We start from the raw sequence: 22,270 nt of genomic DNA, 5'->3' as shown, positions 1-22,270 counted from the left end.
ATGGGCGGTCTCACCGCACTCGTGCTGGCCGGCACGCGGCTTGGCGGCGATCCGCTGGCCGACTATGCCGGCGTCAGCCACAAGGCGCTGATCGAGATCGGCGGCACGACGATGATCGAGCGCGTGGTCGCGGCGCTGGCGGCGTCGCCGGCGGTGGGCCGCATCGTGATCGCGATCGAACGGCCTGCGCTGCTGAACGACCTGCCGGGCCTGCAGGACGGCGTCTGCGGCAAGCCCTGGGTGACGATGCCGACGCAGGACGGACCGAGCGCCACCGTGGCCGCGGCGCTTGTGCAGGAGGGCACGCCCCTGCTAGTGACGACGGCCGACCATGCGTTGCTGCAAGCGGCCTGGATCGGCGAGTTCCTCGCTGCCTGCCCGCCCGATGCCGACGTGGCGGCCGCCCTGGCGCCGCGGCATGCGGTGGAAGCGGCCGCGCCCGCGACCCGTCGCACCTGGCTGCGCTTTTCCGACGATGACTTTTCGGGATGCAACCTGTTCCTGCTGGCGCAGCCGAAGGCGGCCGGAGCGGTGGCGTTCTGGGGCGAGCTGGAGCGCTTGCGCAAGGAGCCGCTTCGGATGATGCGGCGGCTGGGCTGGCTGTTCGCGCTGCGTTATCGCCTTGGCCGGCTGAGTTCGGCCGCGGCTGCGGCACGGCTCGGTGCGCTGTCGGGCGGTGCGCGGTTCATGCTGGTGTCGATGCGCGACGGACGCGCCGCCATCGACGTGGACAAAGCCGCCGACCTGGACCTGGTGCGGCGGATGGTCGCGCCAGCGCCCTGAACTCGCGCGCACCGACGCGCCGGGGCGCGGCCGCCTCAGGCGGCGGCCGATGCCTCGGCGGCCGGGCGTTCGGTGGCGGCGCCGAGCCAGCCCGCCGCCAGTTCGCGCACGTAAGTCAGATCGGCCGGGAAGTCGAGTTCACCCCACTGCAGCCCTTCGATCGAGGCCACGCGGATGTCCGCACCGGCGCCCGCCAGGCGGTTGATCGCCGAGAGGTACCACAGGCCCGGGCCTTCGGCAGTGCGCATGGTGCGCTCGAGCTCGGCCACGAACAGCGCCGCACCGTCGGCCTGGAAGCGCAGGAAGCCGATCGATTCGCCATTGACGCGCGCGGCCGACAGGGTCTTGCCGATGGCGCGCAGGCGGTCGCCGTCCACCTCGACCTTCATGTCGTCGGCGTCGTAGCCGGGCTTGCGGTCGATGGTGACCGTGATCGGCGCCACGGGCGCGGCGAGCAGCCGGCGTGCGATCTCCGGCTCGAACAGGGTGTCGCCGTTGAGAATCAGGCAAGGCCCCTGCAGTTCTGCACGGGCCATCCAGCAGCTCGCGAGGTTGTCGGCCAGCTTGTAGAAGGGGTTGAACAGCGTGCGCACCGTCATGCCGCGCGGCGTGATGCGTTGCAGCGCCTGCTCCACCAGGTCGGCACGAAAGCCGGTCACGACGACGGCTTCGCCGACGCCGGTCTCCGACAGGCCGCGCAATTGCCATTCGAGCATGCTGCGCCCCTCGCCCAGGTCGAGCAGGCATTTCGGAAGCTGTTCGGTCAGCGGAAGGAGGCGGCTGCCTTGGCCGGCGCCGAGGATGAGGGCACGCTCAGGTCTGGACACGTTGATTCACCAATCAGAAAAAAGAGACGAGGAGAGAGCCGATCGGCCCGTCAGAGGCATTGCGGACCGGGCTCGCCGCCGCGCGAGGGGACGCCGCGCTCGAGCTGCGCCCTGGACACCCGCACCGCGCGCCATGGCGCGTCACCGCCCCGAAGCGCGAGATGCGCCACATGGCCGCGGCCGACGTCGAGTTCGGGAGTCTGCCAGACCTGGCCGGCGAATGCAGCGCCATCGCCGCCCGTCCGCACATCGACGGCGCGCAGGTCTGACAGGCGCTCGGTCCCGCCGGCCTTGGCCACCGCTTCCTTGCGCGTCCACACGGTGTAGAAGCGCCGGGGATCGCGACCGGCCCAGGTGCGTTCATCGGGATTCAGATACAGCCGGAAGTCGTCCGCCGTGAGCCCGCCGAGCGCTTCGACGTCGACACCGACCGGGCCTTGGGTGGACAGGGCGCACACCACGCGGCCTTCGCAGTGCGAGACGCTGAAATCGACCGGCAGGTCGAGGCTCGGCCGCCCGTGGACGGTGTAGCGCAAGGAGGCAAGCAGCGCACCGCGATGCCCCAGTTGCCGCAGCCCTTCGCACAGCAGGCGACTCGCCAGCAGCGAACGGTGCCGCGCCCGGACACTGGGCCAGCGCGCGATCTGCGCCCGTCGAGGCGGCGGCAGATCGGCGAGCCAGGCGGCTTCGAGCGGCGCTGGCAGGACGAAGTCGTTGGCGATCAGGACGGTGATGGACATGGACGCAGCGTTGGCGCGCACATGACATAATCGAAGGCTCAGCACCAAGGGCAATTTCGGATTATGGCACAGGGTAATTTGGCGCCGGGCCCCGACCAGGGCTACGACCTCGACGCCAATGACGAGACCTTGCCCCTGCTGCAGGACCTGCTGTCCCGCTACGGTCCGATCTGCCGCGTGCCGTCCCGCAGCCGGGCCGGCGATGGCCTGATCCTCCACGAACCCGACGACATCCGCCGCGTGCTGCTGACGAACCGCGGCAACTACGTCAAGGGCGCCGGCCTGGAACGCGTACGCGTTCTGCTCGGCAACGGCCTGATCGTCAGCGAGGGCGATGTCTGGGCCCGGCAACGGCGCATGGTGCAGCCCGCGTTCCAGGGGCAAGCCACCCGGGGGTTCGCGCCCGTCGTGAAACAGGTCAACGCCGACCTGCTGACGCGCTGGAGCGTGCAGGCCGACAGCGGCGAGCCCATCGACCTGACGCACGAGCTCAGCAGCATCGCCCTCGAGATCGTGCTGCGTGCGCTCTTCGGCACCGACTTCGATCGCCTGGTCGAGGCCGAAGGCGCAAGCCCCTTCGATCTGCTGACCGACGAGAGCCGGCGCGACCTGCAGTTCGCCGCCCGCTTCCGGGCCCTCACGCGCTTCGTGCGCGCGATCATCGATGCCCGCCGGGCCGAGGCGCGGAACGAATCCGACTGGCTCGGGATGCTCATGCAGGCGCGCGACAAGGACAGTGGCGAGCCCATGCCCGACCGCGCCCTGGTCGACGAAGTCATGACACTCATCGTCGCCGGCCACGAGACCACCGCCAGCACGCTCAACTGGACCTGGTACCTGTTGTCGCAGCATCCCGAGGCGGAGCGCACGCTGCATGCCGCCATTGCCGACGCCTCGCGCGCCGAGGCGGTGCCGGACCCGAGCGCCGCGACGCCCTTCGCGTCGACCGATCATGTCGAGCAGGTGCTGCAAGAAGCACTGCGCCTCTACCCGCCGGTGTGGCTCTTCAGCCGCCGTGCGGTGCAGGACGACACCGTGGGCGGCTACCACGTCCCGGCCGGCACCGACATCTTCATCTGCCCGTACCTGCTGCACCGGCACACGGCGCACTGGGACCGCCCGGAAGAATTCCTGCCCGCCCGCTTCGCGCCCGATGCCGCCGCGGGCCGGCACCGATTCGCCTACCTGCCGTTCTCGGCCGGCCCCCGCTTCTGCGTCGGTGCCGGCTTCGCGATGGCCGAGATGGCGACCCACCTGACGATGGTGGCGCAGCGCTTCCGATTGGTTCTCGTCGGCACCGCGCCGGCCGAGGCCGAATTCCAGATCAACCTGCGCACGCGCCATCCCCTTCAGATGCGGCTCGTGTCGCGCCGATAGCCGCACGCCTCATGCGATTCGACACCCTTCACGCCATCCTGCCCGCCACGGCACGCGACGATCGCCAGATCACCCTGATCGAGGGCGACAAGGAGCAGCGCGTGCTGAGCTTCCAACGGCTGCGCCAGCGTGCCCTCGCCCTGCTCGGCGCGCTTCAGCGCCTTTCGCTCTCGCCCGGCGACACGATGATCCTGTGCCTCGGCGACAACGAGCGCTTCCTCGAAATGTTCTGGGCCTGCGTGCTGGGCGGCATCGTCCCGGTCCCGCTCGCCCCCGGCAGCACCGATGCGCACCGGCACAAGCTGCTGCGGGTGTTCGCACAGCTGGGCAACGCGTCGGTCTACATCGACACGCCGTCGCTGGAGCGCCTGGACGGCTTCGCCGCGGCCCAGGGTCTGGTCGCCGAGGCGGCAGCGCTCCGGGCCCGGGCGCTCGTCCCGGGCAGCCTGGACATCGGCGGCGCTGTGGGGCAGCCGGTGCCGTCGCGCCCTGACGATCTGGCGTTCATTCAGTATTCCTCCGGCTCCACCGGCGAGCCGAAGGGCGTGCTGCTGACGCACCGCAACCTGACGGCGAACATCGCCTCCATCATCGAGGCGGCCGCCTTTTCGGACCGCGATGTGGCGCTCAGCTGGATGCCGTTGTCGCACGACATGGGGCTGATCGGCTTCCATCTGAACATGCTGGCCGCTGGCGCGAGCCACGCCATCATGCGCACCGAGCTGTTCGCGCGCCGACCCCTGCTCTGGCTCGACCAGGCCAGCCAGCGCAAGGCAACGGTGCTCTGCTCGCCCAACTTCGGCTACGAACACTATCTGCGGCAGTTCGCCCTGAAGCCGCCGCAAGGTCTGGACCTGTCGGCGGTGCGGCTGATCTTCAACGGTGCCGAGCCCATCTCGGCCGCGCTGTGCCGTCGCTTCAGCGCGACGATGCAAGCCTGCGGCCTGAAGCCGACGGCCATGTTCCCGGTGTACGGGCTGGCCGAGGCGAGCCTGGCGGTGAGCTTCCCCGCGCCGTCCATGCCGGTCGAGACGATCGATCTCGACCGCACGGCCCTTCGGATCGGCGCGCCGGTGCGCATGGCTGCACATGGCTCGGCGCACGCCGCCGAATTCGTGAAGCTGGGCCGCTCCGTTCCCGGCTGCGAGATCCGCATCGTGGACGACACGGGCGCCGAACTGGGCGACCGCACGGTTGGCCATGTCCAGATTCGGGGCGACAACGTGTCGAGCGGCTATTTCGGCAACGCGGGCGACGCGGGCGCCACGACGGCGTCCCGCGCGCCCGGCGGATGGCTCGATACCGGCGACCTCGGCTTGAATATCGACGGACAGCTCGTCATCACCGGCCGGGCCAAGGACCTGATCATCGTCAACGGCCAGAACTACTATCCGGCCGATCTGGAGCTGATCGCCCAGCAGATTCCCGGGGTGGAGGCCAACCGCGTTGCCGCCGTCGGGGTGCGCATGCCGGGCCAGGACACCGAATCGCTCGTGCTGTTCCTGCTGCACCGGGGCGATCTGGCGGGCTTCGCGCCCAAAGTCCAGGCACTGCGGCGTGCCATTGGCCAGCAAACTGACCTGGAGCTGACCCATGTGATCCCGGTTGGGGCCATTCCGAAAACCACCAGTGGCAAGCTACAACGCTATACGTTGGCCCGCGCCTTCGAAGAAGGTGAATTCGCTACAATACTGGTGGAATTGGCGGGGCATCTGTCAGCGGACGCCGTAACCGATCCCGCCGGCGACGGGCCGAAGTCCACGGCCCAGCGCCTCAAAGAGATCTGCGAGCCTTTGATTCCCGACCAGCAGATCACGGTTCAAACCAACCTGCTGGAAATCAATCTCAAGTCGCTCACCCTGGCGCGCATTCATGAAGCCATCGAGCGTGAATTTCCCCAACGGATCGAAGTCACCGATCTTTTCGATTACCCGACCTTGGCGCAGTTGGCGGAACTTCTCGATGAGCGCCAGAACTGAATACTGTGCATAACATTGATGACAGTTTGACGTTTGCGGTTTTTTCAATTCCGCGGACCTTGAGTTCCTTCCAGTGGGCACGCAGCTAGCGGATGGCCCAAGCCGTACATTCCAAAGTTTTAGAGTGAAGCAGTGCATGCCCAAAATGTTGTGGTCTAGCGTTCTCCTGAGAGTTCAGGAACACGAGAAGCGGAGGGGTGCACAGTGACGGAAGCGACGCTTCTCGGTGCAGCGCCGACGCCAACGCCAACGCTCAGTGGCATTCCGTTGCGCAGCGCGGTCTTCTCCACGCTGACCGAAGCCCTAGACTACGCCGCCACCGGCGACACCGGCTTCAACTATTACGACGGCCGCGACAAGCTCGCGGCCGTGCTGCCCTACCGCGAACTGCGCCGGCGCGCCCTCGAGGTGTCGCGCCACCTCGCGCCGCTCGGTCGCGGCCAGCGTCTGGCCCTGGTGGCGCACACGCATCCGGATTTCGCCGTGATGTTCTATGCCTGCCAGTACGCGGGTCTGGTGCCCGTGCCGCTGCCAGCGGCCGTGCACCTGGGCGGCCGCGAGGCCTATGTGCGGCACTTGCGTCAGCTGATGCGCGACTGCCAGGCCGTTGCCGCCTTCGCGCCGCCTGAATTCATCGGCTTCCTCAACGAAGCCAGCGAAGGCTTGCCGCTCACGCTGTCCGGCACGCTGGACGACTTCCTGGTGCTCGATGCCCAGGAAGCGCTGCCGACGCCGCCCGCGCCCACCGACCTGGCCTACCTGCAATACACCTCGGGCAGCACGCGCTTTCCGCGCGGCACGATGATCACGCAGGCCGCGGTCATGGCCAACCTCAGTGCCATCTTCAACCACGGCTTCGCGCTCACCGCGGAAGACCGCTTCTGCTCCTGGCTGCCGCATTACCACGACATGGGGCTGGTCGGCATCGTGCTGGGCTGCATGGCGACGCAACGGACGGTCGACTACCTGCCCACGCGCGAATTCGCGATGCGCCCGCGCCTCTGGCTCAAGCTGATCTCGCGCAACCGCTGCACCATCTCCTACAGCCCGCCTTTCGGCTACACGCTGTGCGCACGCCGTCTGCGTCCGGCCGATATCGAGGCACTCGACCTGTCCTCCTGGCGCGTCGCCGGCGTGGGCGCCGAGATGATCCACCCCGAGTCGCTGCGGCAGGTGGCCGAGATCCTGGCGCCGGCCGGCTTCGACGAACGCGCCTTCCTGCCCAGTTATGGGATGGCCGAGTGCGCGCTGGGCGTGAGCTTCGCGCCCGTGGGCAGCGGTCCGCGCAGCGACCTGATCGACATCGACCGGCTGTCTCGCACGGGCGAGGCGCGTCCGCCGATCGAGGGTGAAGCCGCCGTCAAGGGCAAGGCCTTCATCGACTGCGGTCGACCGTTGCCGGGCTTCGAAGTCGAGGTCCGCGGTGCCCAGGGCCAGGCGCTGCCCGAGCGTCGATGCGGCACGGTCTTCCTGCGTGGCGCCAGCGTGATGTCGGGTTACTTCGGCAACCCTGAGGCGTCGCACGAGGTGCTGTCGGACGACGGCTGGCTGAACACCGGCGACCTGGGCTATTTCGCCGACGGTTCGCTGTTCATCACCGGCCGCGCCAAGGACCTGATGATCATCAAGGGCCGCAACATCTGGCCGCAGGACCTGGAATACCTGGCCGAACAGCAACCCGAAGTGCGTCCCACCGATGCCTCGGCCTTCACCGTCACGGACCAGGACGAGAACGAAACCGCCGTCCTCGTCGTGCAGTGCCGCGAGAGCGATCCGCACAAGCTTGCATCGCTGTCGGTCCGCCTGAAGCAAGCGATCCACGCGGAATTCGGCATCCATTGCCTGATCGAGCTGGTGCCGCCGCACACCCTGCCGCGCACCTCATCGGGCAAGCTGTCGCGCAGCATGGCACGCAAGGATTTCCTCAAGCGCTGCGGCGAGGAGCCGAAGGTCGGTTTCATCAAGGACGATGGGCTTGTCCAACCGCGGAGCGTGAACGCCGAACTCGGCGTCGCCCTGACCACCACCCCCGACTGAGTGCTCATCTGTGACTGAATTGAATCTGGCGACGATCGAACGCGCCATCCGCGACGCCCTCGATGCCATCCGCCCCGGTGCGGTCGGATTGGCCGGCGATGCCGACCTGATGCAGGAAGCGGACCTCGACTCGATCGGCGTGATGGACCTGGTCATGGAGATCGAGGACCGCCTCGACCTGTCCATCCCGGTCGAAACGCTGGCCCAGGCCCGCACCATCAACGGGCTTCGCGCCGGCATCAGCCAATTGAGCGGCGGTGCTTCGTGAGTCTTCTGGACAAGTTCGGCGCCCAGCGCCAGCTGCAGGCGAGCCTGGCCGAAATGGGGGGCGTGGCGCCGATCGCGACCCCGATGGACGAGATCCACTCGGCGACCTCCGCCACCATCGGTGGCCGTCGCATGATCCTGGCCGGGACCAACAACTACCTCGGCCTGACCTACGACGCCGCCTGCCGCGCGGCGGCCATCGCGGCCATCGAGACGCAGGGCACCGGTTCCACCGGTTCGCGCATGGCCAGCGGCAACTATGCCGGCCACCGGGCCCTGGAACGTGCACTGGCCGATGCGGTCGGCTGGCCCTCCTGCATCGTGTACTCCACCGGTTACCAGACCAACCTGGGCGTGCTTTCCGCGCTGGCCGACACCGGTGACTTCCTGCTTGTCGATGCCGACAGCCACGCCAGCATCCACGACGGCTGCCGGCTGAGCAATGCCACCACGATCCGCTTCCGGCACAACGACCCGGAGAACCTCGATCGCCGCCTGGCGCGCCTGGGCGAGGACGCGCATCGCGCCCTGATCGTCGTCGAGGGCGTCTACAGCACCCTCGGCGACCGTGCACCGCTGAAGGAAATCGCCGAGATCAAGCGGCGCTACGGCGCCTGGCTGCTGGTCGACGAAGCGCATTCCTTCGGTGTCTTCGGGGAACGCGGTCTCGGGCTGGCCGAAGAGCTGGGCGTGCTCGACGACGTCGATTTCATCGTCGGCACCTTCTCCAAGAGCCTGGGCGGCGTCGGCGGCTTTTGCATCAGCCGGCACGCCGAACTCGAATACGTGCGGATGGTGAGCCGCCCCTACATCTTCACCGCTTCGTCGTCGCCGCCCTCCATCGCGGCCACGCGCGAGGCGCTGCGCCAGATGCTGGCCGGCCATGCGCTGCGCGCCCGCCTGGCGCGGCATGCCGAACGGCTCTATGCCGAGGCCACCAAGCTCGGCTACCGCCTGGGTGCGACCACCCCGGGTCCGGTGGCGGCCCTGGTCTTTGCCGAGCGCTCGGAAGCGCAGGCGCTGTGGCAAGCGCTGCTCGACAGCGGCATCTACACCAACCTGATGATCCCGCCGGCCACGCCGGCCGGCCTGAGCCTGGTGCGCATCAGCCTCAGCGCGGCACACAGCGACGAAGACATCGGGCAAATCATCGCGGCGCTCGAGCGCGCGCGCCACTGAGCAGCGCACCGGCACGCACGCGTCCCATGGATTCCCCCGACCCGCTTCGCCGCTTCGCGGTCGTCACCACCTGCCATGCTGCCGGCTACGAGGGCTACGGGCGGACGATGGTCGAAACCTTCCTGACCCACTGGCCCCAGGAAGTGCCGCTGGTGCTTTACCACGAAGGCTTCGAGCCGCCGTCAAAGCCAGGGCGCATCGAGGCGCACGATCTGCACATGGCGAGCCCCGAACTGGTCGCTTTCAAGGCACGCCACCGGGAGAATCCACGTGCGAACGGCCAGTGGCGTCCGCGCCGGACCTTGCGTTTCGGTGCACTGTCGATACCGCTGCCCTGGCGCACCCGGAAGGCCGCCTACCGATGGGATGCGGTGCGCTTTTCGCACAAGAGTTTCGCCATCTTCGACGCCGCACGCCGCACCGATGCCGACGCGCTGATCTGGATCGATGCCGACACGCTGTTCTTCGCGGACGTCGACCTTGCGGAGCTGGCCGCGCTTGCGCCGGCAGACAGCGCGGTGTCCTGCCTGCGGCGGCCCAACCACAGCGAGTGCGGCTTCGTGGTCTATAACCTGCGACACCCCGAGACCCGGCGACTGCTGGCCGAGTTCGAGGCCATGTACGCCCAGGACCTGCTGTTCGCCGAGAGAGAGTTCCACGACTCCTTCCTCTTCGATGTGGTCCGCGAACGTGCCGAATCGCGGGGGGCGCATACGCACGACATTGCCGAAGGCGCCGGCTGGAAAGCCTCGCATGTGCTGATCAACTCCCGGCTCGGCCGCTTCATGGACCACATGAAAGGCGGCCGCAAGGCTGAAGGCAAGAGCCGCGCGGGCGACCTGCTCGTCGAGCGCAACGAGGCCTACTGGCAGCGCAGCTAGAACGCCGCAGGAAGCGGCCGTCGGAGAGGTGAAAATACGGCATGCGCAACGCCGTCTTCATCCACACCAACCCCAAGCAGATCGTCGGCGCCCTGGTGGCGCAGCATGCGTTGCGGCGCCACAGCGCCGATCCGGAGCGCTTCGACGTCCGCATCCTCCGGACGACCGACTTCCCCGCCTTCGAGCGCTTCGAAGGCCGCCGCTACCTGCGCGAGGGCCAGCAGGCGGTCTGGCGCAACGACGACCTGCAGTCGTTCACGCCGCTGCGCTTTGCCGTGCCCGAGCAGATGGGTTACACCGGCCGCGCCGTGCTGATCGACCCGGACATCTTCGCGCTCGGCGACATCAACGCGCTGCTCGAGCGCGACATGGGCGGCGCCGCGGTGATGGCACGCCAGATGGACGGCGACTTCCGCCGTCCGCTCCACTATGCATCGAGCGTCATGCTGATGGACTGCGCCCGGCTGCGGCACTGGCAGTGGGAAAACGACTTCGAGCGGGTGTTCCGCGGCGAGCGCGACTACCGCGACTGGATGTGGCTGCTGCTCGAGCCGCCCGGCAGTGTCGGGGCGCTGGCGCCCGAGTGGAACGACTTCGACCGGCTCACGCCCGAGACCCAACTGCTGCACAACACGCACCGCCGTACGCAGCCCTGGAAGACCGGTCTTCCCTCCGATTTCACGCCACGCGGCACCACCTTCAAGTCGCGCGCCGGCATCTGGCTGCGCAAGCTGACCGGCCGCGGGGCTGGCCGCTACCGCCGGCACCCGGACCCGGCGCAGGAGCGGCTGTTCTTCCGCCTGCTGGGCGAGTGCCTGGAAAGCGGCGCCATCGAACGCACGCTGCTCGACGCCGAGATCGCACGCGGCCATGTGCGCGCCGATGCGATGGACTGCGTCGCGCGGGCGGCACGCGCCACCGCCTGAGCATGCCGCCTGGCTGCAGGCGGCAAGAAGGCGGCACTCCTAAGACCGCGGGAGCCATCCGGCGATGCGTGCGATCGTTTCCTCGCGCTCCTGGCGCGCCAGTTCGAGCACGCGACCGCTGCCGTCGAAGGCGCCGCACGCCTCCAACGACTGCTGCAGCAGCGTCAAGTCACGCAACGACGACAGCAGGCCGAGGTCGCGCATCGCGTCGAAGCTGCGCGCGACCCATGCGCCCGGCCGCCTGTCGGCAGCGCTGCGCCAGGCGCTGGCCAGTTGCCAGCGCCAGTCCGGCTGTCGCGGCAGTTCGAAAGGCACCACGGGTCTGCCGCTCAGCAGCGCCTCGGTCAGCATCGATGCACTGTCGGTGGTGACGATGATGCGATCGGCGCTCCGGCGCAGGGCGGCATAGGGGTTGGCGCCCTCCCCCCAGCGCACCACCTGCGCCGGCATGTCGAGCGCCTGCGCCAGGGCGTCCATTGCCACTGCAGGCGTTCGCGGACTTCCGAGCACCCAGGCGCTGCCGCCGTGGGTCCCGAGTTCGTGGTTCACCAACGCGGCGAGGCGCACAGCCGCTGGCGAGTCCAGCACGAAGGGCCGGCTGTCGCCGCCCACCATCACCAGGGTCCAGGGGCGCGGCAGGCGCGCCGCAGCGGCCTGCCAATCCGCCGGCAGCGAGACAGGCGCCGAGTCCGGCACCGGCACCGGCATGAAGGGCAGCCGGTGCATCAGCACGTTGGCGCGCTCGGGCACCGCGTACTGGGGGGTCGTCACGACCAGGTCGAACCATGCCAGCGGTGCCCAGGGCCGATTGACATGGACCAGCCGCGTCTGCCCGCCGGACTGGCGCCGGATCCACTGCGCCGCCGGCACGCTCTTGCGGCCGGCCGCCAGCACCACGCGCGGCCAGGGCGCCTGCAGGGGGCCTGCATCCTTGCATTGCCAGCTCAGTCGACCCGCACCGAGCAGCACCGGTGGCAGGCTGGCGGCAACATTGAAGCGCAAGCGGATCGCGCGGTAAGGCGCACCCAGCCCTTCGGCGATGGCGAGCAGCTGCTGGTTGTCGCCATGGCGCGCGCCCAGCAGCACCCAGACTGGCGCAGCGCTGGAGGGCATCGGCGCGGCCGGCGCGGTGGCGACCATCAGCCCGGCAGCCAGCCCGCCGCCCGGTACCAGGCGACCGCGTCGGCAAAGCCGCTGTCGATGTCGAACTGCGCCGCCCAGCCGTCAGGCCGTGCCAGTTCTGCCGGCGCGACCGCCCAGTCGGCATGGCGCAGTTCGCGCAGCTTCTGCGAATTGAGCATGCTGGCCGAGCCGCCCAGGCGGGCCAGGTCGCCCAGCAACGCAACGCCGCGCAGCAACCCCTGCGGCGCCTGGACAAAGCGCGGCGACGGATTGCCGATGGCACGCCCGGCGGCACCCAGCAGCTCGGCCCAGCCATAGCCTTCGGGCCGGTTGTCTGCGGCCGCCAGCACCTGGCCCTGCGGCACCGCTGCTGCCAGCGTGGCGATCAGTCGCGACACGTCCTGCACGTGGATGAGCGCAGCCCGGGACTCGGGCGGACCAAGCAACGGCACACGGCGCCAGCCCGCGACCTGGAAGAAGCGCAAGGTCTCGCGGTCGCCCGGCCCATAGACCGCCGGCGGACGCAGCACCGTCGCGCGTGCACCCATCGCGTCGAGTGCCGCGGCCTCGCCGGCGCGCTTGCTGGCCGCGTAGTCCGACAGCGCCGGCTCGCGCGCTGCCAGGCTGGACACCAGCACGAAATGCGCGCCCGGCGACACGCGGCGGGTGGTCTGCGCGATGCGCCCCACACCGTCGGCATTGACGGCGAAGAAGTCGGCACGCCGCGCCGCTTTGATCAGACCGGCCAGATGGATCACAGCATCGGCGCCCTCTACCAGACGCGCCAGTGCGGCTTCGTTGTCGAGGGCGCCCGCCACGACCTCCGGCCGGGCGCGGCGCCACACCGATCCGGCCGGCTCGCGCCGCAGCAGCAATCGAACCCGCCAGCCCGCCTGGGCCAGCGTCGTGACCAGGTGCCGGCCGATGAAACCGGTCGCGCCGGTCAAGGCCACCAACGGCGCCTGCGGGGGGACTGCTTCGAGGTCGTCGGGTGGGGGCGGGTGCATCGGAAAGGAGAAATAGGCCGCAGGCGGCAGCGCCGCGCGCGGCGAAGAGGCGGATAGCATAGAGCACCGCGGCCCTGCGGCCGCGCGATCTCATCCATGAAAAAGCACCTACTTTTCTGTCTCCTGCTCGCCGCCTCGTGCGGCTTCGCCAACGCCCGTGGCGCACGTGACCACGAGGAGAAGCGTGCCTTCGTGCGCGAGCATCCATGCCCGACCACCGGCGAGGTGAGCCGCGCCTGCCCGGGCTGGCAGGTCGGCTACATCGTCGAACTCTGTGCCGGCGGCCAGGACCAGCGCGACAACATGCGCTGGATCACGCCGGAAGACAAGCGCTTCATCCGCGAAACGAACGGCAAGGACTGCAAGAAGCTCAAGCACCCGCTCCTGCTGCGCTGAAGAACGAGCGCTGCGCGGCAAGCCGGCTTGCGGACGCCGGTGTCAACGCGACGCCCAGAAGGCCCGCTGCATCGCCACCGTCTCCTCGACGATCTCCGGCACCGGCCCGATGAGCTCGACCGGCTTCTGTCCATGGTCGAACACATGGCGCGACGGCACGTTCATGGTCGGGTTCTCGGTGTGGCTGCCGGTCTCGGCCAGCAACTGCGCCTCGGTCATGCCATAGACCACGCGACCGATGTTGGCCCAGTAGGCGGTGCCGGCGCACATGCAGCAGGGCTCGACGGCGGTGTAGAGCGTGCAGCTCCACAGGAACTCGGGCGTGAAGTTGGTTGCTGCCACCCGTGCGAGCGTCGACTCGGCGTGGTTGACCGTGTCGATGTTGCATTGCTCGAGCAGCACGGTCTCCTGGTCCGGGCCGACCAGCACGGCGCCGAAGGGGTGGTGGCCGAGCGAGACTGCCCGTCGCGCCACCGTGTTGGAGCGGCGCAGGTGCTTGAGCATCTGCGCCTGCGTGGGGCGCAGGCCCTGCGCGGGCAGGTCGGGGTCGAACATGGCGGTGCCCTCCTCGGTCACAGGCTGCGCCAGAAGTCGATCAGCAGCGCGACGAATTCGTCGGGCTTCTCCACCGCGCTCAGGTGGGCCGCATCGATGGTGGCGAGCTTCGCGCCGGGAATCTGCGCCACCATCTGCTCCGACATCGCGGGCGGCGTGGCCAGGTCCTGGGTGCCGGCGATGACGAGGGTGGGCACGGTGATGCGCATGTTGCTCTCGCGGAAGTCGATGGCCGAAACCGCCTTGCAGCTCTCGACGTAGCCGGCGGCATCGGTCTTCACCAGCATGTCGCGCAGCGCCGTGGCGACGGCGGTGCCTTCGGGCGTGGCGCGCCAGCCCGGCGTGATCCAACGTTCGACCGCGCCATCGGCCACCGCTGCGACGCCATCGGCCTGCACCCGTGCCACGCGCGCGGTCCACGGGGCGGTGTCGGGGTAGTACGCGCTCGAGTTGGCGATGACGACGGTCTTCAGCAGCTCGGGGCGACGCACCGCCAACGCTTGCGCCGTCATGCCGCCCATCGAGAGGCCGACGAAGTGCACCGGCTCGCCGGCGGCCTCGCGCTCGATCAGCGCGGCGGCGTCGTCGGCCAGGGTCTGCACGGAGAAGGCACCGGGCACCACGGCAGACCCGCCGTGGTCACGATGGTCGTAGCGGATCACGGTGTGGGCGCGCGCCAGCAACGCGGCCACGCCGTTCCACATATGCAGGTTGCAGCCGAGCGCGTGGCTCAGCACGACGATCGGGCCTTCGCCCTCGCGCAGGACATTCAGGGAAATCATTTCAAGGTCTCCTTGCGGGTTGCGGATACCGGCAGACGCGGCAGCCAGAAGAAAGCGATGAGCACCAGCACCATGCCCGCCAGCAACATCGGCACGACCATCGGCCACGCGCCGTTGGACGATTGCGGGTCGACGAAGCTGGCTGCGGTCTGGCCGACGACGAAGCCGACCAACATCATGCCGAAGCCGGACCACGACACGGCGCGGCCCGCGAGATGCGGCAGGTCGCCCACCGCGCCGGCCTGGCCGCAGGGCTGGTGGATGCCGTGGCCCAGGCAGTACACGGCGTGGCCGAGCAACAGCGGTACGACCGACTGCGGTGCCAGCACACAGCCGGCAACCTGGATCAGCGGCCCGGCCAGGCTCAGCGTCGCGCCCAGTTGCACGGTGCGCACGACGCCCAGCCGCCGCAACAGGCGCCGGCACATCGTGGTGCTGCCGATGTAGACCAGCGAGCCACCTGCGGGGATCCAGCCGTACATGATCGGCGAGAGGCCGAGGTAGCCGATGTAGACCATCGGCGACAGCAGCAGGAAGGCGAAAATGCCGCTGTAGGTGGTGGCCGCCAGCGTGGCCCAGGCCCGGAAGCTCGGGCTGGCGAACACCTCGCGCACACTGCCTTTCGGCACAGCCGGGTCGCCCACACCGGGCCTGTGCAGCGTCTCGCCGAAGCGGCGGAAACACAGCACCCACAGCAGCGCCGCGTACGTGGCCATGCCGCCGAGCACCCAGCGCCAGCCGAGTTCCTGCACGGTGAAGGCGCCCATCACCGGCGCAATCAGGCCGGCCACACCCAGGCCGGTGAGCCCGCGCGCCATGACGTGCGGGCCTTCGTGCGCAGGGTACAGGTCGCGCACCGCCGCACGCGCGCAGACCAGGATGGCCGCCATCGCAGAGCCCTGCAGCACGCGGAAACCGACCAGCACCGCCATGCTCGGCGAGAAGATCGCGCCGGCCGCGGCGATGGCGTAGACCGCCAGGCCGGTGAGCAGCACCGGGCGCCGCCCGACACGGTCGGACAACGGGCCGCAGGCCAGCTGCGCGATGCCGAAGGCCAGCACGAAAGCGGTGAGGCTGGCGCTGGCGGAGCCGAGCTCGCGCGCGATCTCGGGCAGTGCGGGCAGGTAGCTGTCGGTGGCGACAGGCTGGGCCGCGAGCAGCAGCGGCAGCAGCAGCACGAAGGAAGCCGCAGGCGATGGCGATGGCGCAGGCGCCTTCGCGCTCACTTCGGCAGCTCTTCGAGCAAGCCCTTTTCGCGCAGGATCGCGGTCGCGATGCCGAAGCCGTGGTTGGCCACCGGCACGCCGCAGTAGATGGCGGCCATCATCAGCACCTCCTTGATGTCCTCGGGCGTCAGGCGCGACTCGGGCGGGCCGTCGAGCGCGGCGCGCACGTGCATCGCGAATTCCTCGTACGCATGCGTGCCCAGCATCATCGACAGCACCATGAAGCGGCGCGTCTTGTCGCCCAGCGCGGGGCGGCCCCAGATGTCGTGCCACGCATGACGGGTGATGAGTTCCTGAAACTCGGCATTGAAGGTCGTGCGTTTGGCGAGCGACTGGTCGACCCAGGCGTCGCCCAGCACGCGGCGGCGCTGCAGCAGGCCGCGTTCGTAGTCGGGATGGGGGGTTGTCTCGTCGCTCATGGCGAACCGTCCTTGAATGAGTTGGGGTTGCGGAGAGCGTCGAATCGCACTTGCAGCTCGTGCGCCTGGCCACGGGCGAGTTCGGCCGCACCCTGAGCAAGCGCCGCGTCGAACCATTCGTCGGCGGCTTGCGCCGGCAGCTCGGCACGCAGCCGATCGATGTTGGCGCGCATGCGTGTGGCATCGATGTTCAACCCCGGCAATGCACCCGCGAGCGCATGGGCGCTGCCCTGCACCGTGAGCCACAGCTGCGGCCATTCGGCCAGCTCGGCCTGCCACGGCCCGAGGGCGCGCTGGTGCTGCTGCGGCATCGCGGCCAGCAGCGCTGCGACCTGCTGCGGCGCGCGCTGCGCGGCGGCCAGGGCCACCATCGATGCGACCGGGTTGCGCTTGTGCGGCATGGCCGACGAGCCGCCGCGGCCGGGCTCGGCGGGTTCGGTGACTTCAGCGACCTCGTACTGGCCGAGCAGCGAGATGTCGAGCGCGATCTTGCCCAGGCTGCCGGCCAGCAGGCCGAGCTCGCAGCCCAGCGCCGTCCAGCTGTCGCGCTGGGTGTGCCAGGTGGCGCCGGGGTCACGCAGTTGCAGCGCCGCGGCCAGGCGCGCGCGCACCTCGGCGCCCTGCCCCTTCATCTGCGCCAGCGTGCCGACCGCCCCGCCGAGTTGCAGTTGCAGCGCCGCGTGCGCCGCGACCTGCAGGCGCTCGCGGCTGCGCACCAGCGGCGCGGCCCAGCCCGCGCAGACCAGGCCGAAGCTGGTGACCGAGGCCGGCTGCATCAGCGTGCGGGCCAGCATCGGCGTGGCGGCGTGCTGCTCGGCATGGCGCAGCAGCGCTGTGATGGCGGCTTCGACATCGGCGAGCAGCAGTGCCAGCGCTTCACGTGTGACCAACACCATCGCCGTGTCGATCACGTCCTGGCTGGTGGCGCCGAGGTGCACGTGCGGCAACGCGCTCGGGTGGCGCTGGCCGACGGTGTCCTTCAGCGCCTTCACCAGTGGGATGGCAAGGCTGCCGGCGCGGCCGCTGTCGAGGCCGATCTGCGCCGGGTCGACATCGTCGAGGCCGCAGCATGCGGCGATGGCCTCGGCTGCATCGGCAGGAATCAGACCCACATCGGCCTGCGCGCGCGCCAATTCGGCCTCGAAGCGCAGCATGGCGGCGACGACGGACGGCCCGTCGAAGACCGCCCGCATGGCGGGCGTCGAGAGAAAGCTGTCGAAGATGCTCATGGCAGGATGTCCTTGGCTTGGATGGTCAGAGCCGCCGGCCGAACGGCAACTGCCCGCGCCAGTAGCGCAGGGTCAACCAGCCGCCGAGGATGCCGCCCAGGTGCGCGAAATGCGCCACGCCGCTCATGCTGCCGGTCACGCCCAGGAAGAGCTCGATCACACCGTAGATCACCACGAAGAGCCAGGCCGGCATCGGGATCGGCGGGATCAGCGGCACGATCCGTCGGTGAGGGAACAGCATCGCGAAGCCCACCAGCAGCCCGAACAGGCCGCCCGATGCACCCACCGTGGGGTTGGGGCTGCCGCTCCACGCGGCCACCAGCAGCTGGGTGAGCGCCGCGACGATCACGCTCGCGAAGTAGAAGACCAGGAAGCGCTTCGAACCCCACACACGTTCGAGCTCGGCACCGAACATGAAGAGGCCGAACATGTTGAAGACCAGGTGCGACAACCCGCCGTGCAGGAAGGCATAGGTGATCACCTGCCACGGCATGAAGCCACCCGACCCGACCGGCCACAGGGCAAAGGCGGCCAGGCCGTCGATGCCCAGCGACTGCAGCAGGAACACGACCACGCAACTGAGGATCAGCGCCTGGGTGGCGGGCGGCATGGAAAACATCGGGGCTCCGTTTCTGGTCAGGGAAGGAAAAAGATGCAGGGTGCGATTCAGGCGACGGCGGCCGGTTCCAGCGCAGCCTCGGCACGCAGCATGCGCCAGGCACACCCCGTGCCCAGCAGTGCGAGCACCGTGGCCGCGACGTACATCGCCACGAAACCGAAGCGGCTGGCCAGCGCACCGCCCGCCAGCACACCCGCCACGCCCCCGATACCGTACCCCACCACGGTGAAGAGCGCCTGCCCCCGCCCCCGCAGGCGGCCGGGGAAATGGCGTGTGATCAGCGCGATGCAGGTCGTGTGGTGCGCAGCGAAGCTCAGGCCGTGCAGCAGCTGCGCAAACAGAATGGCGGCCAGCCACTGCCCGGCCACGCCGGTCATCGCCATGCGCAGCACCGCGACCGCGCTGCACAACAGCAGCCAGTGCGACATCGTCAGCCGGCCGATGAAGCGCCCCTGCACGAAGAACCAGGCGACCTCGGTCACGATCGACAGCGCCCAGAGCGCGCCGATCATTCCCTTCCCATAGCCGAGCGAGTCGAGGTAGAGCGAGAGAAAGCCGTAGATCGAGAAGTGCGCGGTGACGTGCAGGCACAGCGACAGCAAAAACCAGCGCACCACCGGCTGGCGCAACACGGGCAGCACCGGCACGTGCTCCTTCGCATGGCCCGCGTGCGGCTCGCGCACGTCGGGCAAGCGCCAGGCGGCGAGCAGCACCAGCGCCAGCGTGACGGCCGTCCACGCCGGGAAGTGCCCCATGCCGAAGCGATCGAACCAAGCGCCGGCGACGAACACGGTGACGAGAAAGCCCGCCGAGCCCCACAGCCGGATGCGCCCGTAACGGCCCCAGTCGCCGGCCACCAGTTGCGCCATCGCCGCCTCGGTCAGGCCCATCATCGAACTGGTGTGCGTGAAGAGCAGCAACAGCACCAGCGCAATCCACCAGGCATTGCCCGGCACCCACAGGCCGAAGGACACGGCCAGCGCGATGGTGGCGCTGATGCGCAGCAGCCGCACGCGTTCGCCGGTGCGGTCGCTCAGCGCGCCCCAGGCGTAAGGCGCGAACACGCGGGTGAAGGACTGCACCGCCGCCAGCAGGCTGATGGTGAGGATGGGCAACCCCTGGTCCTTCAGCCACAGCGGCAGGTAGGGGTTGAAGAAGCCGATGTGCGCGAAGTAGCTGGCCGACAGCGCGGCGAAAGCCAGCAGGTGGCCGGCACCGCCCGATGGCAAAGGCGGGGCCGGCGAGGACGGCGCCGCCGCCACTACAGGAAGGACGCCTGCAGTGGCCCGGCTTCCGACGGCGCCGTCTCGCCGTTCTGAGCCCGTTGACGCAAGGCATGCTCCATCACCACCAGCGCCAGCATCGCCTCGGCGATGGGCGTGGCGCGAATGCCGACGCAGGGGTCGTGCCGGCCCTTGGTCACCACCTCGACCGGCTGGTTGTTGACATCGATCGACTGACGCGGGCTGATGATCGAGCTGGTCGGCTTGATGGCGATGCTCACTTCCAGGTCTTGGCCCGACGTGATGCCGCCCAAAATCCCGCCCGCGTTGTTGCTGAGAAAACCGGTCGGCGTGATCGAGTCGCCGTGCGTCGTGCCGCGCTGCGTGACGCTGTCCCAGCCGGCACCGATTTCCACCGCCTTGACTGCATTGATGCCCATCATCGCGTAGGCGATCTCGGCGTCCATCTTGTCGAACAGCGGCTCGCCCAGACCCACCGGCACGTTCGACGCCGTCACGCGGATGCGCGCGCCGCACGAATCGCCGGCCTTGCGCAGCGCGTCCATGTAGGCCTCGAGATTCGCCACGTCAGCCACCGGTGCGAAGAAGGGGTTGTGCGGCACGTGCGACCAGTCCTCGAAGGGAACGACGATCTCACCGATCTGCGTCATGCAGCCGCGGAAGACAGTGCCGTACTTCTCGTAGAGCCACTTCTTGGCCACCGCGCCGGCTGCGACCATCGGTGCCGTCAGGCGGGCCGACGAACGCCCGCCGCCGCGCGGGTCGCGAATGCCGTATTTCTTCCAGTAGGTGAAGTCGGCATGGCCGGGGCGGAACTGCTGGGCGATCTGCCCGTAGTCCTTGCTGCGCTGGTCGGTGTTCTGGATCAGCAGCGCGATCGGCGTACCGGTCGTCCGGCCCTCGTACACGCCGGACAGGATCTGCACCGCATCGGGCTCGTTGCGCTGCGTGACGTGGCGGCTGGTGCCGGGCCGGCGGCGGTCGAGGTCGCCCTGGATGTCAGCCTCGGTCAACGCCATGCCGGGCGGGCAGCCGTCGATGACGCAGCCGATCGCCGGGCCGTGCGACTCTCCGAAGTTGGTGACCGCGAAAAGATTGCCGAAAGTGTTGCCGCTCATGGGGCGGGATTATCCCCACAAAGGGTCGCACCTGCCCCAGTGGAGGGCATCGATGGGACTACTGCACCCTTGCGTCCATCCGCTGGATCAGCTCGCCGATCTGCAGATCGATGGCGAAGAGCCGCTCGTTCAGAACGGCCGTCTGCAGCCGCAGCGCCTCGACGATCGCCCGCGTCTGCGGATCGGGGGCCGTGTCGACCAGGACCGACATTTCATGCAGCTTCTTGCGCAGTTCGTTGCTCATCGCGACTCCTCTCGTGGGTTCGGCACAGTATGGCGGCCCGGCGTGCCTTCGCGCAACATCGCCGCGGGAACGCTTTATGCATGATGCGGCGCAGCATCCCCACCCCGAAGGAGATTGCCCATGTTGGACCGCACTGCCACCCAGTTCTCCCATGTGAAGCCCGGCGACACGCCATTCGTGTCCGGCGGCCTGCGCGACTTCTTCCTGTACCGCGACCTCGGCATTGCCGAAGCCACCAACGGCAAGGTCATCGCCCACCTGGTCAAGGCCAACATGGCGCCCGAGACCGGCACCGGCTGGCACCGCCACGAGGCCGATTTTCAGATCGTCATCATGACCAAGGGCTGGGCCAAGTTCATGTACGAGGACAAGGAAACCCTGGTCGAGGCCGGCGACGTGGTGCACCAGCGCCCGGGCATCCGCCACTACCTGTTCGACTACTCGCCCGACATGGAGTACCTGGAGATCGTCTCGCCCGCCGACTTCAAGAGCGTCGACTGCGAGCCGGCCGCCGAAGTGCCGTCGCCGACGCCCTGGAAATGACCGGTGACTTTCAGGGATTCCTGAAACTCCGGTAGCAGGACGACAATGGGCGCATGCCCGCCTCCCTGCCCGAACTCCCACCCCTCAACCGCCAGTTCGTCGCCCACTTTGGCGAGATGGGCAGCAAGTGGGGCATCAACCGCACCGTCGGTCAGATCTATGCGCTGATCTTCCTGTCGGAGCGCGGCCTCAACGCCGACGAGATCGCCGAGTTGCTCGCCTTCTCGCGCTCCAACGTCAGCATGGGCTTGAAGGAACTGCAGGCTTGGCGCCTCGTGCGCCTGCGCCACCAGCCCGGCGACCGCCGCGAGTACTTCGAAGCGCCTTCCGACGTGTGGGAGATCTTTCGCGTGCTGGCAGAGGAGCGCCGCCGCCGCGAGATTGAACCCACGCTGTCGATGCTGCGCGGCGCCCTGCTCGAAGAACCTACGAACGGCGCAGAACGCCACGCCCAGGAACGCATGCGCGAGATGCACGACCTGATCGATCGGCTGATGAAGTGGTTCGACGACGTGCAGCGGCTGGCGCCGGAGACCGCCATGCAACTGATGGGCATGGGGGCGACGGTGACGAAGGTGCTGGGGCTGAAGGACCGGCTGACGGGTGGGGGCAAGGAGAAGAAGAAGGCGGGTTGACTTGTGGAGAGAAGCCGTGCCGGGCTCAGGCCGGTGCGGTACTCGACCAAGACGGACCATCCGCGACCGGCTGCTATGGGCCGAGGCTGTGTAAAAACGCGAGACGCCGCCATGCGATTGACAACGTGCTGAGGC

Annotated in this window: 24 protein-coding genes; 11 read left to right on the top strand and 13 right to left on the bottom strand. The window is 68.9% G+C overall.

Features of this window, described 5'->3' with window-relative positions; genetic code table 11:
• Positions 1 to 783 (top strand): nucleotidyltransferase family protein, encoded by a 783-nt coding sequence (locus ACSFBE_RS22495; protein ID WP_435492623.1) that lies wholly within the window; start codon positions 1 to 3, stop codon positions 781 to 783.
• Positions 784 to 818: 35 nt separating this feature from the next.
• On the opposite strand, the gene ACSFBE_RS22490 is transcribed toward ACSFBE_RS22495, so the two are convergent.
• Positions 819 to 1,610 (bottom strand): phosphocholine cytidylyltransferase family protein, encoded by a 792-nt coding sequence (locus tag ACSFBE_RS22490; protein ID WP_435492622.1) that lies wholly within the window; start codon positions 1,608 to 1,610, stop codon positions 819 to 821.
• A gap of 50 nt (positions 1,611 to 1,660) precedes the next feature.
• Positions 1,661 to 2,350, bottom strand: a complete 690-nt coding sequence (locus tag ACSFBE_RS22485; RefSeq protein WP_435492621.1) for a 4'-phosphopantetheinyl transferase family protein — start codon at positions 2,348 to 2,350, stop codon at positions 1,661 to 1,663.
• Positions 2,351 to 2,413: 63 nt separating this feature from the next.
• Here ACSFBE_RS22485 and ACSFBE_RS22480 point away from each other — a divergent pair, with 63 nt between their 5' ends.
• From ACSFBE_RS22480 to ACSFBE_RS22450, 7 genes are all read left to right on the top strand, one after another.
• Positions 2,414 to 3,727, top strand: a complete 1,314-nt coding sequence (locus ACSFBE_RS22480; RefSeq protein WP_435492620.1) for a cytochrome P450 — start codon at positions 2,414 to 2,416, stop codon at positions 3,725 to 3,727.
• An 11-nt stretch (positions 3,728 to 3,738) separates the two neighbouring features.
• Positions 3,739 to 5,706, top strand: coding sequence for a non-ribosomal peptide synthetase (locus ACSFBE_RS22475; RefSeq protein WP_435492619.1), 1,968 nt, complete (start codon positions 3,739 to 3,741; stop codon positions 5,704 to 5,706).
• A gap of 204 nt (positions 5,707 to 5,910) precedes the next feature.
• On the top strand, positions 5,911 to 7,743 hold the full coding sequence (locus ACSFBE_RS22470) for a fatty acyl-AMP ligase (RefSeq protein WP_435492618.1): 1,833 nt from the start codon (positions 5,911 to 5,913) through the stop codon (positions 7,741 to 7,743).
• A gap of 10 nt (positions 7,744 to 7,753) precedes the next feature.
• Positions 7,754 to 8,011, top strand: a complete 258-nt coding sequence (locus ACSFBE_RS22465) for an acyl carrier protein (protein WP_435492617.1) — start codon at positions 7,754 to 7,756, stop codon at positions 8,009 to 8,011.
• Positions 8,008 to 9,189 (top strand): serine palmitoyltransferase, encoded by a 1,182-nt coding sequence (gene spt, locus ACSFBE_RS22460; protein ID WP_435492616.1) that lies wholly within the window; start codon positions 8,008 to 8,010, stop codon positions 9,187 to 9,189. Before ACSFBE_RS22465 ends, spt begins: the two co-directional genes overlap by 4 nt.
• A 26-nt stretch (positions 9,190 to 9,215) precedes the next feature.
• Positions 9,216 to 10,070, top strand: a complete 855-nt coding sequence (locus tag ACSFBE_RS22455; protein ID WP_435492615.1) for a hypothetical protein — start codon at positions 9,216 to 9,218, stop codon at positions 10,068 to 10,070.
• Between the two features lie 41 nt (positions 10,071 to 10,111).
• On the top strand, positions 10,112 to 10,996 hold the full coding sequence (locus ACSFBE_RS22450) for a hypothetical protein (RefSeq protein ID WP_435492614.1): 885 nt from the start codon (positions 10,112 to 10,114) through the stop codon (positions 10,994 to 10,996).
• Positions 10,997 to 11,035: 39 nt separating this feature from the next.
• Here ACSFBE_RS22450 and ACSFBE_RS22445 read toward each other — a convergent pair whose 3' ends face one another.
• Positions 11,036 to 12,136, bottom strand: a complete 1,101-nt coding sequence (locus ACSFBE_RS22445) for an ELM1/GtrOC1 family putative glycosyltransferase (protein WP_435492613.1) — start codon at positions 12,134 to 12,136, stop codon at positions 11,036 to 11,038.
• A complete protein-coding gene (locus ACSFBE_RS22440) occupies positions 12,136 to 13,125 on the bottom strand; it encodes an NAD-dependent epimerase/dehydratase family protein (RefSeq protein ID WP_435492612.1) in 990 nt (329 codons plus the stop codon). The genes ACSFBE_RS22445 and ACSFBE_RS22440 overlap by 1 nt, the downstream gene beginning before the upstream one ends.
• A 96-nt stretch (positions 13,126 to 13,221) precedes the next feature.
• Between ACSFBE_RS22440 and ACSFBE_RS22435 the strand changes: the two genes are divergently transcribed.
• Positions 13,222 to 13,521 (top strand): HNH endonuclease, encoded by a 300-nt coding sequence (locus ACSFBE_RS22435; RefSeq protein WP_435492611.1) that lies wholly within the window; start codon positions 13,222 to 13,224, stop codon positions 13,519 to 13,521.
• Between the two features lie 42 nt (positions 13,522 to 13,563).
• On the opposite strand, the gene ACSFBE_RS22430 is transcribed toward ACSFBE_RS22435, so the two are convergent.
• Genes ACSFBE_RS22430 through ACSFBE_RS22390 form a run of 9 tightly spaced genes read right to left on the bottom strand, consistent with a single transcriptional unit; the run spans position 13,564 to position 20,957 of the window.
• Positions 13,564 to 14,076: a nucleoside deaminase gene (locus tag ACSFBE_RS22430; protein WP_435492610.1), complete on the bottom strand. Its 513-nt coding sequence runs from the start codon at positions 14,074 to 14,076 to the stop codon at positions 13,564 to 13,566.
• Between the two features lie 17 nt (positions 14,077 to 14,093).
• Complete coding sequence (locus ACSFBE_RS22425; RefSeq protein WP_435492609.1) at positions 14,094 to 14,858, bottom strand: alpha/beta fold hydrolase; 765 nt, start codon at positions 14,856 to 14,858, stop codon at positions 14,094 to 14,096.
• The gene (locus ACSFBE_RS22420; RefSeq protein ID WP_435492608.1) at positions 14,855 to 16,084 is read right to left on the bottom strand and encodes an MFS transporter; all 1,230 of its coding nucleotides are present in this window, start codon (positions 16,082 to 16,084) and stop codon (positions 14,855 to 14,857) included. Before ACSFBE_RS22420 ends, ACSFBE_RS22425 begins: the two co-directional genes overlap by 4 nt.
• Positions 16,081 to 16,503, bottom strand: coding sequence for a carboxymuconolactone decarboxylase family protein (locus tag ACSFBE_RS22415; RefSeq protein ID WP_435492607.1), 423 nt, complete (start codon positions 16,501 to 16,503; stop codon positions 16,081 to 16,083). The genes ACSFBE_RS22420 and ACSFBE_RS22415 overlap by 4 nt, the downstream gene beginning before the upstream one ends.
• Entirely contained in the window at positions 16,500 to 17,732 is a 1,233-nt protein-coding gene (gene pcaB, locus ACSFBE_RS22410) for a 3-carboxy-cis,cis-muconate cycloisomerase (protein ID WP_435492606.1), read from the bottom strand. The genes ACSFBE_RS22415 and pcaB overlap by 4 nt, the downstream gene beginning before the upstream one ends.
• 25 nt (positions 17,733 to 17,757) lie before the next feature.
• Positions 17,758 to 18,351 carry a rhomboid family intramembrane serine protease gene (locus tag ACSFBE_RS22405; protein ID WP_435492605.1) on the bottom strand — a complete coding sequence of 198 codons (594 nt, stop codon included), beginning with the start codon at positions 18,349 to 18,351 and terminating at the stop codon, positions 17,758 to 17,760.
• A 47-nt stretch (positions 18,352 to 18,398) separates the two neighbouring features.
• Positions 18,399 to 19,580 (bottom strand): MFS transporter, encoded by a 1,182-nt coding sequence (locus tag ACSFBE_RS22400; protein WP_435492604.1) that lies wholly within the window; start codon positions 19,578 to 19,580, stop codon positions 18,399 to 18,401.
• Between the two features lie 32 nt (positions 19,581 to 19,612).
• Positions 19,613 to 20,713, bottom strand: coding sequence for a chorismate synthase (aroC, locus tag ACSFBE_RS22395; protein WP_435492603.1), 1,101 nt, complete (start codon positions 20,711 to 20,713; stop codon positions 19,613 to 19,615).
• Between the two features lie 58 nt (positions 20,714 to 20,771).
• Positions 20,772 to 20,957, bottom strand: coding sequence for a hypothetical protein (locus ACSFBE_RS22390; protein WP_435492602.1), 186 nt, complete (start codon positions 20,955 to 20,957; stop codon positions 20,772 to 20,774).
• A gap of 120 nt (positions 20,958 to 21,077) precedes the next feature.
• On the opposite strand from ACSFBE_RS22390, the gene ACSFBE_RS22385 reads away from it, so the two are divergent.
• Positions 21,078 to 21,500 (top strand): cupin domain-containing protein, encoded by a 423-nt coding sequence (locus ACSFBE_RS22385; RefSeq protein WP_435492601.1) that lies wholly within the window; start codon positions 21,078 to 21,080, stop codon positions 21,498 to 21,500.
• A 53-nt stretch (positions 21,501 to 21,553) separates the two neighbouring features.
• Entirely contained in the window at positions 21,554 to 22,135 is a 582-nt protein-coding gene (locus ACSFBE_RS22380) for a GbsR/MarR family transcriptional regulator (RefSeq protein ID WP_435492600.1), read from the top strand.
• The last annotated feature ends 135 nt before the right edge of the window (positions 22,136 to 22,270 follow it).

It is taken from the genome of Variovorax sucrosi (assembly GCF_051216635.1).
Lineage (GTDB): Bacteria > Pseudomonadota > Gammaproteobacteria > Burkholderiales > Burkholderiaceae_C > Variovorax.
The sequence above is the reverse complement of the archived record's forward strand: the minus strand, read 5'-3'. Positions and strand labels throughout refer to the sequence as shown.

Bases quoted from the DNA above. Each gene is read 5' to 3' on its own strand.
- ACSFBE_RS22495 (WP_435492623.1), top strand. From the start codon at position 1: ATGGGCGGTCTCACCGCACTCGTGCTGGCCGGCACGCGGCTTGGCGGC.
- ACSFBE_RS22485 (WP_435492621.1), bottom strand. From the start codon at position 2,350: ATGTCCATCACCGTCCTGATCGCCAACGACTTCGTCCTGCCAGCGCCG.
- ACSFBE_RS22480 (WP_435492620.1), top strand. From the start codon at position 2,414: ATGGCACAGGGTAATTTGGCGCCGGGCCCCGACCAGGGCTACGACCTC.
- ACSFBE_RS22475 (WP_435492619.1), top strand. From the start codon at position 3,739: ATGCGATTCGACACCCTTCACGCCATCCTGCCCGCCACGGCACGCGAC.
- ACSFBE_RS22455 (WP_435492615.1), top strand. From the start codon at position 9,216: ATGGATTCCCCCGACCCGCTTCGCCGCTTCGCGGTCGTCACCACCTGC.
- ACSFBE_RS22450 (WP_435492614.1), top strand. From the start codon at position 10,112: ATGCGCAACGCCGTCTTCATCCACACCAACCCCAAGCAGATCGTCGGC.
- ACSFBE_RS22445 (WP_435492613.1), bottom strand. From the start codon at position 12,136: ATGGTCGCCACCGCGCCGGCCGCGCCGATGCCCTCCAGCGCTGCGCCA.
- ACSFBE_RS22440 (WP_435492612.1), bottom strand. From the start codon at position 13,125: ATGCACCCGCCCCCACCCGACGACCTCGAAGCAGTCCCCCCGCAGGCG.
- ACSFBE_RS22435 (WP_435492611.1), top strand. From the start codon at position 13,222: ATGAAAAAGCACCTACTTTTCTGTCTCCTGCTCGCCGCCTCGTGCGGC.
- ACSFBE_RS22430 (WP_435492610.1), bottom strand. From the start codon at position 14,076: ATGTTCGACCCCGACCTGCCCGCGCAGGGCCTGCGCCCCACGCAGGCG.
- ACSFBE_RS22425 (WP_435492609.1), bottom strand. From the start codon at position 14,858: ATGATTTCCCTGAATGTCCTGCGCGAGGGCGAAGGCCCGATCGTCGTG.
- ACSFBE_RS22415 (WP_435492607.1), bottom strand. From the start codon at position 16,503: ATGAGCGACGAGACAACCCCCCATCCCGACTACGAACGCGGCCTGCTG.
- pcaB (WP_435492606.1), bottom strand. From the start codon at position 17,732: ATGAGCATCTTCGACAGCTTTCTCTCGACGCCCGCCATGCGGGCGGTC.
- ACSFBE_RS22405 (WP_435492605.1), bottom strand. From the start codon at position 18,351: ATGTTTTCCATGCCGCCCGCCACCCAGGCGCTGATCCTCAGTTGCGTG.
- aroC (WP_435492603.1), bottom strand. From the start codon at position 20,713: ATGAGCGGCAACACTTTCGGCAATCTTTTCGCGGTCACCAACTTCGGA.
- ACSFBE_RS22390 (WP_435492602.1), bottom strand. From the start codon at position 20,957: ATGAGCAACGAACTGCGCAAGAAGCTGCATGAAATGTCGGTCCTGGTC.
- ACSFBE_RS22385 (WP_435492601.1), top strand. From the start codon at position 21,078: ATGTTGGACCGCACTGCCACCCAGTTCTCCCATGTGAAGCCCGGCGAC.
- ACSFBE_RS22380 (WP_435492600.1), top strand. From the start codon at position 21,554: ATGCCCGCCTCCCTGCCCGAACTCCCACCCCTCAACCGCCAGTTCGTC.